Genomic DNA, 12,129 nt, shown 5'->3' on the forward strand with positions numbered 1-12,129 from the left:
AAACAACCAATTTCTGGAGACAGCATGCCGCTCCCCGCGCACGTTCCCGTCCTCATCGTCGGCGGCGGCCCCGTCGGCCTGACGCTGGCCGCCCTGCTTGCCGAATACGGCATCCCCTCGCTGACCCTGGAGGCCGACGACGACTATTGCAGCGGCAGCCGCGCCATCTGCATCTCGCGGCGGTCGCAGGAAATCATGGGCTGGGTCGGCGCCGACCGGCCCCTGACCGCCACCGGCCTGGCCTGGACCGGCGGCCGCAGCTACTTCCGCAACAGCGAAGTCCTGCATTTCGAGATGCCGCACGATCCGCTGCAGCGCTACGCGCCCATGGTCAACATCCAGCAATACGCCGTGGAGGAGTACGCCCATCAGGCCATGCAGCGCCATCCGGCGCTGGCCGAGCTGCGCTGGTCGGCGCGGCTTGCCGGCCTGAGCGCCGACGCGGACGGCGTCACGGCTGAAGTGGACATCGAAGGCGGCCGCCAGACTGTGCGCGCCGATTGGCTGATCGCCTGCGACGGCGGCCGCAGCACCGTACGCGAGGCCATGGGCCTGAAGCTGGAAGGCATGCAGTACGAAGGACGCTACGTGATCGTGGACATCGAACAGGAGTCCAGCCGCCCCGTGGAGCGCCTGGCCTGGTTCGATCCGCCTTCCAATCCCGGCTCCACCCTGCTCATGCACCGCCAGCCCGGCAACGTGTGGCGGGTGGACTACCAGATCCGCGACGACGAGGACCCCGAAGAGGCCGTAAAGCCCGAGAACGTGCTGCCCCGCGTGCAAAGCCATCTGGACATGATCGGCGAAACCGCGCCTTGGAAGCCGCTGTGGATCTCCATCTACAACGCCAAGTGCCTGACCTTGGAAAACTACCGCCACGGACGCGTGCTGTTCGCCGGCGACGCCGCCCACCTGGTGCCGATCTTCGGCGTGCGGGGCCTGAACTCGGGACTGGACGATGCCGGCAACCTGGCCTGGAAGCTGGCCTGGGTGCTGCGAGGCCAGGCTCCCGACAGCCTGCTGGACAGCTACAGCGTGGAGCGCGTCCACGCCACCCGCCAGAACCTGACCTATGGCGCCAAGAGCACCGAATTCATGGCCCCGCCGGACTTCGGATTCCGCCTGATGCGCGAGGCCGCCCTGCGCCTGGCGCTGACGGATGAGCGGGTGCGCCAGCTGATCAACCCGCGGCAATCGGCGCCCATCTCCTACGATGCCTCGCCGCTGAACCTTGATGATGGCGCGCCGCAGGCCGGCGTAACCGCCGCGCCCGGCCAGCCCGCGCCCGAAGCGCTGCTGCATGATCGCGGCGCGCCGCTGCATCTCAGCGCGTGCTTTGGCGCCGGCTTCGTCGCGCTGGCGCTGGCTCCCGACACCGCTCTGGCGGCCGAACTGGACGCCCTGGCCGCCGCCACCCGCAACTCGCCCCAGCCGCTGCGCGTGCTGAAGACGGGCGATGATGCCTTGCAGGACCCGCACGGGCAGCTACGCCAGCGCTACGGCGCGCAAGCCGGCGCCGTCTACCTGCTGCGGCCCGACGGCTACGTTCTGGGACGCTGGATTGCCCCCTCGGCCGCCACCCTGCGCGCCGCGCTCAAGCCCTACTACCCCTCGATCGCACTGGACGCGCACAAGGAAGAGCTAGCATGAACAACGATGAACTGGACCAGGTCTATACCGCCATGGCGCAGACCCTGACGCGCGTCGGCGAAGAACAGGCGTCGCTCTTCCTGTCGATCCTGAGCCTGTCGCTGCTGGCCCGCGTGAGCGATGCACGCGACGCCGCCGCGCTGCTGGCCCAGGCGGAAGCCGCCTGCCTGGCCAACGGCCCTGTGGCACACTATCCCGCCTCCGCCCCTGCCCGCCCGACGTGAAACAGCCCGCCCTGGAACGATTCCTGACCTACCGCCTGCACGTGCTCAACAAGATCACGGACAGGGACACGAATCGCGCCTATCTGGAAGAATGCGGGATTCCTCTGGGCGAGGCGCGCTGCCTGGCGGCCATCGGCCGCTACGCGCCCTTGTCGGTCAACGATCTGGCGCTGGCGGCCAATCTGAACAAAGGCCAGGCCAGCCGCTCGGCACAAGCGCTGGTGGACCGCGGCCTGGTGGAAAAGACCATGTCCGCCTCGGATGGACGCGGCGTGGTGCTGGCGCCCACCCCGGAAGGCCTGGTGCAATACCAGCGCGTCATCGACCTGATCGCCCGCCGCAATGAAGAGATCTTCGGCTGCCTCAGCGCGGACGAGCAGCGCCTGCTGGGCGACATGCTGGACCGCGTGAACAGCCATTTGCAGCCCGACGCGGACGGCTCGGAAGAGCCGCTCCCGCCCACGCCGCCAGGAAACGCGCCCTAAGCCTTGGGCGCGGTGGCGCCCAATTGCGCTGCCGCCTCGTCCATGAACTGCGCCATGCGCACATCCAGCTCGGTCACGCCGCCGGCATCGTGGGTGGTCAAGGTCACGTCCACGCGGTTGTAGACGTTGGTCCATTCCGGATGATGATTCAGCTTCTCCGCGAACATGGCGACGCGCGTCATGAAGCCGAATGCCGTATTGAAATTGGGAAAGCGGAAACGCTTTTCGATGGCGTCGCGCATCGCCACGGCCTGCCAGCCAGACAGGGCGGCCACGGCGGTATCGGTGCCGATGCGGGCGGGAGGGAACATGCTCATGACGGACTCCAAAAAAAACGGGCGGCGGCGCGTTGCGCCAGCCGCCTCGGACACTGGGCTGGCCCCGGCTTACTGCTGGACCGCGTACAGGTAGATCTCCACCCGGCGGTTCAGCGCGCGGCCTTCGGCGGTCGCATTGTCGCCGATCGGATCGTTCGGCCCGCGGCCCTCGACCGTCAGGCGGCCCGCTGCCACGCCCTGCTTGCTGAGGTAGTCGGTCACGCTCTTGGCGCGGTTGACCGACAGGGTCTGGTTATGCGCCAGGGCGCCCGTGCTGTCCGTATGGCCGACCACCTTGGCCCGCAGTTCAGGATGCTGGTTGAGCGAGCGCGCCACGCTGTCCAGCACCGGCAACAGCGCGGGTTTGAGCTGCGTCTTGTCGGTATCGAACGACACGCCGCTGGGAATGTTGACCTTGAGGCTGCCGTCGGGCATTTCGACCACGTCGATGCCCAGCGACGAAGCGCCCGACTTCTGCACGTCTTCCTTGACGACCTTCCAGTTGTAGCCAACCAGGCCGCCCGCCACCGCGCCGATGCCGGCGCCGATGGCCGCGCCCTTGCCGTGGCCGATCAAGGCGCCGATGCCGGCGCCGATCGCCGCCCCCGCGCCCGTGCCCACGGCGGTATTGGTCTGCTGCTGCGTGGCGCATCCCGCCAGCAATGCACCCGCCGCCGCAACGACTGCGATCCGGTTGAATATTGTTCTTGAGCTCATGGCAACCTCCACTTATTCCGTCGGTGTGCCGGATCATTCCGGCCAGACCATGCTAGCAAGCACACGAAGGGAGGCAGGCAACATTTTGTACTATCAGGAAGGTCCCGAAGATAGTGCGACCGCGCTGTGGAACACGGCCGCAGCCTGGGCGGAAAGACTCTCAGGCCCGCAACAATGGGCTACATTCCACCCGCCGCCGGCCGGCCTCCGATGCGAAGGCCGGCGCCCGGCGCCTAACGCTGCTGGAACGTCCGGCGCGCCACGTTCAGCGACACCATCGCCATGAGCGCAATGGCCAGCAGGTAATAGCTGGGCGACAGCTTGGAGTCGGTGGTCGCGATCAGCCAGGTCAGGATGAATGGCGCGAAGCCGCCGAAGATCGTCACTGCAATGTTGTAGCCCAGGGACAAGCCGGTGGTACGCACCTGCACGGGGAAGATGGCGGACATCAGCGCCGGCATGGGCGCGAAGTACGCCGTCGCCAGGATGCCCAGGATGACCTGGACGATCATCAAAACGCCCACCGTCGGATACGACACCAGCAGATAGAACAAGGGATAGCACAGCAGCGCGGTCGAAAGGGCCGCGGCCATCATGATGCGCGCGGGTCCGATGCGGTCGGCCAGCGCGCCGACGAAGGGCGCGCCTACCGTCATGATGACGCCCGTGACCAGCGTCGCCAGAAAACCGATGGTAGGCGGCAGACCCAACTGGCGGATCGAGTACGTAGGCATGTACAGGGCCAGGTAGTTGCCCACCGAGCCCAGCGCCACGAAGCCAACGGTAACCAGCAGCCGCAGCTTCTGCCCCGCGAACATGTCGCTCAGCGGCGAAGCCGATGCCTCTGCCGCGCTGAACTCCGGCGTTTCATCCATGTGATGGCGGATGTAGTAGCCCACCGGCGCGATCAGCAGGCCGAACACGAACGGAATGCGCCAGCCCCAGCTTTCCAGCTGGGCCTGGGTCAGCGTCGCGTTGAGCACCGCGCCGAACAAGGCGGCCAGCAGGATCGCCGCGCCCTGGCTGGCGACCTGCCAGCTGGCGTAATAGGCGCGCCGGTCCGGCGCATATTCAATGAGGAAGGCCGTGGCGCTGCCGAATTCCCCGCCCGCCGAAAAGCCCTGGATCAGCCGGGCGACCAGGATGATGATCGATGCGGCCACGCCGATCTGCGCATGCGTGGGTACCACCACGATGATCAGCGTGCCTATCATCATCAGGAAAATGGACGCCGTCAGCGCCGCCTTGCGGCCCGCCCGGTCGGCATAGCTGCCCAACACGATGGCGCCCAGCGGCCGCATCAGGAACGACACGCCGAAGGTGGCCAGCGCCAGCAACAGCGAGGAGCTCTCGCTGGCGGACGGAAAGTACAGCTTGGCGATGATCAGCGCGAAGGTGCCATACGCGATCATGTCGAACCACTCCAGCGCATTGCCGATGGACGCGGCGATCACCGCGCGCCGCGCCTGGGCGCGCCGGTCGCCTGCCGGCGCCGCCTTGCTGCGGCCGGCGGCGGCCGCATTCCACGTTGTCTTCTCCGAATAAGCCATTTTTCCCTCTGTTATTTTCTAAAAATTAACGATCGATCAACTCATTGGCCGGTCATCGCAAGATGGCCCGCCAGCTTTTCCATGAACTGTTCGCACAGGCCGATCTGCGACAGCGCGACATACTCGTCCGGCCGCTGCGCCTGCTGCAGATTGCCGGGACCGCAAATGACCGCCGTCATGCCGGCCCGCTGGAACAGGCCGGCCTCCGTGCAATACGCCACCTTCTCGGTGCCGCGCGCGCCAGTCAGCGCCTGCGCCAACCGCGCAATTTCGGCGGTGGCGGCGGTATCGAAACCGGGCACCTCGGCCAGCGCTTCCAGCTCGATGTCGGCCTGCGGGTTCTCCGCCTTGATGCGCTCGCGCAGCTCGCCAGTGATGTAGCGGCGCAAACCGCCGATCACGTCCGGCGCCAGCACGCCCGGGATGGTGCGGAATTCGAACTCGAACTGGCAACGGTCCGGGATCGTGTTGACGGACAAGCCGCCCGAGATCGTGCCGGTGTTGGCCGTGGTGTACGGCACCTCGAAGTCCTGGTCGAAAGGGCCGTTCTGGCGATGGGCGTCGGCCATGTCGCGGATGTGGCAGATGGCGCGCGCCGCATATTCGATCGCGTTGACGCCGCGCGGCGTCAACGAAGAATGCGCGGCGTGCCCATGCACGGTGCAGCGGTACAGATTGCTGCTCTTGTGGGCGGAAATGACGCGCATCTCGGTGGGCTCGCCCACGATGCAGCTATCGGGACGGATATCCAGCTTGGCCAATTCACGCAGCATGATGTCCGCCCCCAGGCAGCCGACCTCCTCGTCATAGCTCAGCGCCAGATGCAGCGGCACGCGCAAACGCCGCGACGTGAACGACGGCAGCATGGCCAGCGCGGTTCCGATGAAGCCCTTCATGTCGCAAGTGCCGCGGCCATATAGGCGGCCATCGCGCACCTCGGGCGCGAACGGATCGCTGCTCCAGGCCTGGCCGTCCACCGGCACGACGTCGGTATGGCCGGACAGCACCACCCCGCCCTGGGTGCCGCCGTCCGCGGCAGGCACGGTCACAAAAAGATTCGCCTTCTTGCCGTCGGCGTTGTAGATCAATCGGGGCGCCAGACCGGTCGCGACCAGGTGGTCGCGCACCGTTTCGATCAAGCCCAGATTGGACAGGCGGCTGGTCGTGTCGAAACGCACCAGCCGTTCTATCCATTCCAGGGAACGGGGAAGCTCTGCAGTATTCATGGGTCGTACCCTAAGGTTGAGGCCTGGCGCTCAGGCAGCCTTGCTCCGCGCCGCGTCCAGAAAGCGCGCCAGTCTAGCCACGCCTTCATCCAGGCGCTCGTGCGCGCTGGCATAGCACCAGCGCAGATAGCCCTCGCCCTCGGGACCGAACGCCATGCCCGGCGCCAGGCCCAGCCCGCCGCGCACGACCAGATCCTTGCAGAACGCCAGGCTGTCCGACACGCCCCGAATGCGGAAGAAGGTGTACATCGCCCCCGGCGCCGCACCCGCGAGTTCAACCCCGGGCACCTGCGACAGCTTCGACGCCAGATGGTCGCGCGCCAGCCGCAGCCGCTGCACGGTACGCGCGATGACGGGCTCGCCCTGTTCAAGCGCGCAAAGCGCGGCGGTCTGCACGAAACCCGGCGTGCAGGTGTTGCTGTATTCGATCAGCTTGCCGATTTCCGGCAGCAGCCCGCGCGGCACCACGACCCAGCCCACGCGCCAGCCGGTCATCAGCCAGGCCTTGGAGAACGAATTGCAGCTGACCACCCGGTCGTCCGGCGCAGCAATGTCCAGGAAGGTGGGCGCCACCGCGCCTTCGTAGTAGTAGCGTTCATACACGTCGTCGGAAATGATCCAGATGCCGTGCTTGCGGCAGTGCTCCAGCACCGCGCGCTGCTGCTCGGCGGTCATCACCCAGCCCGTCGGGTTGTTCGGCGAATTCACCAGAAGCGCGCGCACGTCCGGCGTCAGGGCGCTGAGCAAGGCGTCCAGGTCCAGGCGCCAGCCGCTCTCGGAGAACGACAGCGCAACCGTCGTCACGCGCGCCCCCAGCACCTTGGGCATTTCCACCAGGTTGGGCCACAAGGGCGTCACGGCGACCACGTGATCGCCCGCGCCCACGATGGCCTGCACGGCCGTCATCAGCGCCGACGTGCCCGAGCTGGTGACTGCGATGTTGTCCACATCACGTTGGCCGTGCAGCCCGCTCACATACCCGGCCAGGCGTTCGCGCAACGCAGGCACGCCCAGGGTCTGTACATAGAAGGTCTGCCCGGAAGCGATGTGGGCGATGGCCGCGTCGCGGAACGCGGGCGGCGTCTGCTCGTCGGGTTCGCCGAACCAGAAGGGCAGCACGTCGGCGCGGCCCATGCCCGCATTGGCGACTTCGCGGATTTGCGACGAACGCAAGCTCTGCACGCTGGCGCGCGCATTCGCCGTGACGCCGCCGGTAGATACTGCTGTATTCATGCCTGTTCCTGACTTGCCAGTAGATTGAGATCGCGCCGCCACTCAGCGGCATGCCTCGCTGAACTGCGCGCGCGCCTGGCGGGCGCCGCGGGCCAGCCAGGCCACATCGGAGTGCAGCGCAATGAATTGCACGCCCAGCTTGCGGTAACGCGCGGCCTCTTCGGGATCGTTGGCGAAAATGCCGACCGCCTTGCCCGCCGTGCGGCCGGCGTCGATCACGCGGCCCACGGCCTCGCGCACCTCGGCGTGGGCCATGTCTCCCAGCCGGCCCAGGCTGGCGGCCAGGTCGGCGGTGCCGACGAACAGGCAGTCCGCCCCAGGCAGCGCGGCAATGGCTGCCACGTTGCGTACCGCCTGCGCCGATTCGATCTGCAGGATCGCGCAGGCCTGCTCATTGGCCCGCCTGACGTAGGAAGGGTCCTGCCCGTACATGCCGGCCCGCACCAGCCCCGCCACGCCGCGCACGCCGCCATTGCCTTCGCACGGAAAGCGCATGGCCGCGATGGCGCGGCCCGCGTCCTCGGCCGTGTCGATGTTCGGGAAAATGATCGTCTGGGCGCCGCAATCCATCGCGCGCTTCACCAGCGCGGCATCGTTCACCGTCACGCGCACGACCGGATACGCGGCGGCGCCATGCGCGCGTGCCGCGTCGATGGCCTGCAATTGCGCCGTCAGGCCCGCCATGTCGTTGGGCGCATGCTCCATGTCGACGACCAGCCAGTCGAAGCCGCAATGCGCAATCGCCTCGGCCACGGCCGGGCTCGCCAGGGTCAGCCAGCACCCCTCGGAAGGCTCCAGGGCCAACAGCTTCTTGCGTATCGGATTCGGATCTTTCATGTCTGCTCCATAGTGTTCAAACGGGGAGCATTCATGACGTCGACGCCCCCTCCAGCAATCGAACAAAGATACCGGAGCGGAATCGCGAATATTTCCGAATTTTCAACGCGAATGTGTAATATTTTGGATTGAAATTAGCGAAACCTTCAATTTCTTGGAAAAATCGTGCAAAGCAAGAATTTCGATCCCACGGACCTGCAGATCCTGGCCGCCTTGCAGGTCGACGGACGGCTTTCCAGCGCCGATCTGGCCGAGCGCGTTTCGCTCACCCCCTCCCCCTGCTGGCGGCGCGTCAAGCGCCTGGAAGACGAGGGCGTGATCCGCGGCTACCGGGCCGAGGTCGACGTCAAGAAGCTCGGCTTCGGCGTAACCGCGTTCGTCTGGATTTCGCTGGACATGAAGGGCGCCGAACACGTCAAGGCGTTCGAGGACGCCATCAAGGACGTGCCGGAGGTGCTGACCTGCCATTGCGTGTCGGGCCGCTACGACCATCAGCTGACGGTCATCGCCCGCGACCTGGACGCGTTCGGCGACCTGGCGCGCTACGTGCTTGGCGCCCTGCCCGGCGTGAAGGAGGTCTACACCTCTTTCGTGCTGAAGGAGGTCAAGGGGCTGGGGGATGCGATTTCATTGCCGGCCGACTGACGCGCGGCATCCACGGCGGCCAGCCATCAGGCCGCGTTGAACCGCGCAAGCCACGGCAGCGCCGCTTCCAGCCGCGCGGATTCCAGCTCCGGCTGCGCCGCGCCTTCAGGCAGCGTCAGTCCCACCCGGTTATGCCAATACGTGCGCAGGCCCACCTTGCTGGTGCCGAACATGTCGTAGCCCGAGCCCGCGACGAACGCAGCCTCGGACGGCTGCACCTGCAATCGGGCCAAGGCCAGCTCATAGGGGCGCGGGTCGGGCTTGTAGTAGCCCGCCTCCTCCGACGTCACCACCACGTCCCAGTCCACGCCCAGCAAACCGGCGGCGCGCTGCCCCAGACGGGCGGAACAGTTGGTGACCACGGCCAGGCGGCAATGCGGCCGCAAGGCCTGCAGCAATTCACGGGCGCCATCCCAGGCGGGCAGCTCGTCCCAGCCCGCCTCCAACGCGGCGGGTGCGGATGCCGGCAGGCCGACCGCGGACGCGGCCTCCTGCACCAGGCGCTCATAGGGTTGATAGGCGCCGCAACCATAGGTGCGGCGCAGGTACTCCGCGCGCCAGGCGCGTCCGGCGGCCTCGGAGCCGGCGGCGCGGTTCCATAGGGTCCAGGAATCGAGCAAGGCCGTCAGCAGGTCGAACAACACGGCCCGGGGATAGGCGGGTACTGCGGCGGGACTGGACATGCGCGGCTCTCTCGGGTGGGTACGGACCCACTATAAAGAGCAACGCAGCCGCTGTGGTTCAACCTGCGTTTACCCAGAATTAAGCCTGAACTTAATCGTGCTACCAGCGATACGCCACCCGCGCCATGATGGTCCGCTCCAGACCGTAATAGCAGTTTGTCACGCTGTCGCACGCCGCCACATAGCGCTTGTCGAACAGGTTGCTGGCGTTCAGCGAGAACTGGTAGCTCCCCATGTCGTAGCGCAGCGCCGCGTCCACCAGCGTGTAGGCAGGCACATGCACCGCGTCCGGAATGTCATTGGTCGACCCCATGTAGCGCACGCCCGCGCCGAACCACAGGCCGGCCAGCGGCCCCGTCGCCGACAGGCGGTAATCGGCCCACAGCGACGCCATGTGATCAGGAATGTAGGGCGGACGCTTGCCCAGGTTGACCGCCGTCCGCGCCGCCTTGGTCACCTTGACGTCGTTGTAGGTGTAGGACGCCAGCACGTTCAACTGCGGCGTGACTTCCCAGGTGCCTTCCAGCTCGATGCCGCGCGAACGGATTTCGCCGGTCTGCACGCTGAAGCCGGGATGGGCCAGGTCCGCGGTCGACACATTGGTCTGCCGCAGGTCGAAGAGCGAGACCTGCGCGAAGCTGCGGGCGCCCGCCGGCTGATACTTCAGGCCGATCTCATACTGCTTGCCGCGCGTGGGCTCGAATGGCGTGCCGCCGTAGCCCGCGCCCGCCACCGGCTCGAAAGACTCGGTATACGACGCGTAAGGCGCCAGGCCGTTGTCGGCCAGGTAAACCAGCCCGACCTTGCCGCTGAATTGTTCGTCGTTGCTGCGGGTCGTGGTTTCCACGCCGGTGCGCAGGATCGTCTCGCCCGTGGTGGAACGCGCCCAATCGTAGCGGCCGGCCAGTTGCAGCACCCATTTGTCGTAGAACTTGATCTGGTCCTGCGCATACAGGCCGAACTGCCGGCGCGCCTGATTGGTATCGTTGGACGCCTGCGGCGTCGCGCCGGGGAACGGCCGCCCATACACCGGGTCCCACACATTGATCGGATCCACCGCGGCCGTGCGCAAGCCGTAGAGCCGGTCAAAGCGCGATTCCTGATAATCCGCGCCCAGCAACAGCGTGTGCGCCACCGGCCCATGCGCAAGATTGAACTGCGCCTGGTTGTCCAGCGTGAACAGGTGGAAGCCCTCTTTGCTGACCAGCGAAATGCGGCGCAGGTCGGTGTAGGGTTCACGCGTCTGCACCCAGCCTCCGTTCGCCCCCAGGCTGCGGTAATCGACGTCCAGCGTGGAATAGCGCAGGTTCTGGCGCAGCGTCAGCTGGTCGTTGACCCGATGCTCGGCCAGGTAGCCGACCTGCGCCTTGCGCCGGTCGGTCTGGTCGAAGGTCGGGTCACCCGTGAAAAAGTCCACCGGAATATGGCCGTTGGCGACCGGCCAGAGCGTGCCCGCAGCGGGCAGGAAGTTGGCCGTATTGCCCGTGCGATCGTGCTGGTACTGCGCGAGCAGCGTGATCGAGGTCGCCGCGCTGGGCTTCCAGGTCAGCGACGGCGCCAGCAGGACGCGGTCGTCATCGACGTGGTTGGTCTGCGTGCCGCCCTCGCGCCCCACCGCCGTCAGGCGGTAAAGCCACTGGCCCGCATCGTCCAAGGGACCGGTGAAGTCGCCGGAGAGCTGCTTGCGGTCGAAGCTGCCGTACTGCACCGCCAGTTCGCCGCTGCGCGTATCCAGCGGACGCTTGCTGACCTGGTTGACCAGCCCGCCCGGCACGGTCTGCCCGTACAGCACGGACGAAGGACCGCGCAGGACTTCCAGACGTTCCAGCGTGTAGGGGTCGACCTCCCAGCCGCCGTAACCGCCCGAGTAGGCCAGCTTCAGGCCGTCCAGATACTGACCGTTGTTGGCGACGTTGAAGCCGCGCACATAGTAGGTGCCGCGGCGCGTGTCGTAGATGGGTTCGGTGCGCACCCCTGCGCTATAGCGCAAGGCCTCGTCCACGCGGCTGACGCCCTGCGCCGCCATCTGCGCCTGGGTGATGACGCTGATCGACTGCGGTGTCTCGATCAGCGGCGTGTCGGTCTTGGTGGCGGTCGCGCTGTTACGCGCGACATAGCCGTCGACCGGTCCCCAGGCCTGCTCGCCGCTGCCGTGCACCGTGATCGGCTCCAGCGTGCTGGCGGCAGCGCCGGACGCGCGCCGGATCGTATAGCCTGCCTCGCCGCGCGCAATCGCCTCCAGCCCGGTGCCTGCCAACAAGCCGGCGAACGCCTCCCTGGGCGCCACCGTGCCTGACAGGCCCGGGCTTTGCAGCCCGGCAGTCAACGCCGGATCGAACGACAGGATCAGGCCGGCCTGCTCGGCGTAGCGATTCAGCGCGGGAGCCAGAGGACCGGGCGGCACGTTGACCGTGCGGGCAACTGCCGCAACGGACGCAGTCGACGACTGCCCCCAGACGGGATGAACCGCGGCCAGCGCGGCCGCGGCGGACAGCGCGCGCAAGATGCGCACTGTGAACTCGGAATGACTCATGAGCGGACGACCCTCTCCAGATTGATGGC

General features: G+C 67.0%; 12 protein-coding genes. 4 read left to right on the forward strand and 8 right to left on the reverse strand.

Features of this window, described 5'->3' with window-relative positions; genetic code table 11:
• Positions 1-24: 24 nt before the first annotated feature.
• From IB257_RS18795 to IB257_RS18805, 3 genes are read left to right on the forward strand one after another with little or no spacing between them, the layout of a single operon-like run.
• Positions 25-1,650 (forward strand): FAD-dependent oxidoreductase, encoded by a 1,626-nt coding sequence (locus IB257_RS18795; protein ID WP_192492667.1) that lies wholly within the window; start codon positions 25-27, stop codon positions 1,648-1,650.
• Positions 1,647-1,874 (forward strand): hypothetical protein, encoded by a 228-nt coding sequence (locus IB257_RS18800; RefSeq protein WP_054457542.1) that lies wholly within the window; start codon positions 1,647-1,649, stop codon positions 1,872-1,874. The genes IB257_RS18795 and IB257_RS18800 overlap by 4 nt, the downstream gene beginning before the upstream one ends.
• Complete coding sequence (locus tag IB257_RS18805) at positions 1,871-2,359, forward strand: MarR family winged helix-turn-helix transcriptional regulator (protein ID WP_054457543.1); 489 nt, start codon at positions 1,871-1,873, stop codon at positions 2,357-2,359. The genes IB257_RS18800 and IB257_RS18805 overlap by 4 nt, the downstream gene beginning before the upstream one ends.
• Here IB257_RS18805 and IB257_RS18810 read toward each other — a convergent pair.
• The 6 genes from IB257_RS18810 to IB257_RS18835 form a co-directional block, all read right to left on the reverse strand.
• Positions 2,356-2,676 carry a 4a-hydroxytetrahydrobiopterin dehydratase gene (locus IB257_RS18810; protein WP_054457544.1) on the reverse strand — a complete coding sequence of 107 codons (321 nt, stop codon included), beginning with the start codon at positions 2,674-2,676 and terminating at the stop codon, positions 2,356-2,358. The genes IB257_RS18805 and IB257_RS18810 overlap by 4 nt on opposite strands.
• Positions 2,677-2,745: 69 nt before the next feature.
• Positions 2,746-3,393, reverse strand: coding sequence for an OmpA family protein (locus IB257_RS18815; RefSeq protein ID WP_054457545.1), 648 nt, complete (start codon positions 3,391-3,393; stop codon positions 2,746-2,748).
• A 233-nt stretch (positions 3,394-3,626) separates the two neighbouring features.
• A complete protein-coding gene (locus tag IB257_RS18820) occupies positions 3,627-4,943 on the reverse strand; it encodes an MFS transporter (protein ID WP_225589007.1) in 1,317 nt (438 codons plus the stop codon).
• A 41-nt stretch (positions 4,944-4,984) separates the two neighbouring features.
• Entirely contained in the window at positions 4,985-6,169 is a 1,185-nt protein-coding gene (argE, locus tag IB257_RS18825) for an acetylornithine deacetylase (protein ID WP_192492668.1), read from the reverse strand.
• 30 nt (positions 6,170-6,199) lie between these two features.
• Positions 6,200-7,402 (reverse strand): pyridoxal phosphate-dependent aminotransferase, encoded by a 1,203-nt coding sequence (locus IB257_RS18830; protein WP_119451432.1) that lies wholly within the window; start codon positions 7,400-7,402, stop codon positions 6,200-6,202.
• Between the two features lie 42 nt (positions 7,403-7,444).
• Entirely contained in the window at positions 7,445-8,239 is a 795-nt protein-coding gene (locus tag IB257_RS18835; protein WP_175213803.1) for an HpcH/HpaI aldolase/citrate lyase family protein, read from the reverse strand.
• Between the two features lie 165 nt (positions 8,240-8,404).
• Between IB257_RS18835 and IB257_RS18840 the strand changes: the two genes are divergently transcribed.
• Complete coding sequence (locus tag IB257_RS18840) at positions 8,405-8,884, forward strand: Lrp/AsnC family transcriptional regulator (protein WP_054457549.1); 480 nt, start codon at positions 8,405-8,407, stop codon at positions 8,882-8,884.
• A gap of 26 nt (positions 8,885-8,910) precedes the next feature.
• Here IB257_RS18840 and IB257_RS18845 read toward each other — a convergent pair whose 3' ends face one another.
• Positions 8,911-9,567, reverse strand: coding sequence for an HAD family hydrolase (locus tag IB257_RS18845; protein ID WP_192492669.1), 657 nt, complete (start codon positions 9,565-9,567; stop codon positions 8,911-8,913).
• A 100-nt stretch (positions 9,568-9,667) separates the two neighbouring features.
• Positions 9,668-12,100: a TonB-dependent siderophore receptor gene (locus IB257_RS18850; RefSeq protein ID WP_192492670.1), complete on the reverse strand. Its 2,433-nt coding sequence runs from the start codon at positions 12,098-12,100 to the stop codon at positions 9,668-9,670.
• Positions 12,101-12,129: the final 29 nt, after the last annotated feature.

The organism is Achromobacter sp. ACM03 (assembly GCF_014851665.1).
Classification (GTDB): domain Bacteria; phylum Pseudomonadota; class Gammaproteobacteria; order Burkholderiales; family Burkholderiaceae_B; genus Achromobacter; species Achromobacter aegrifaciens.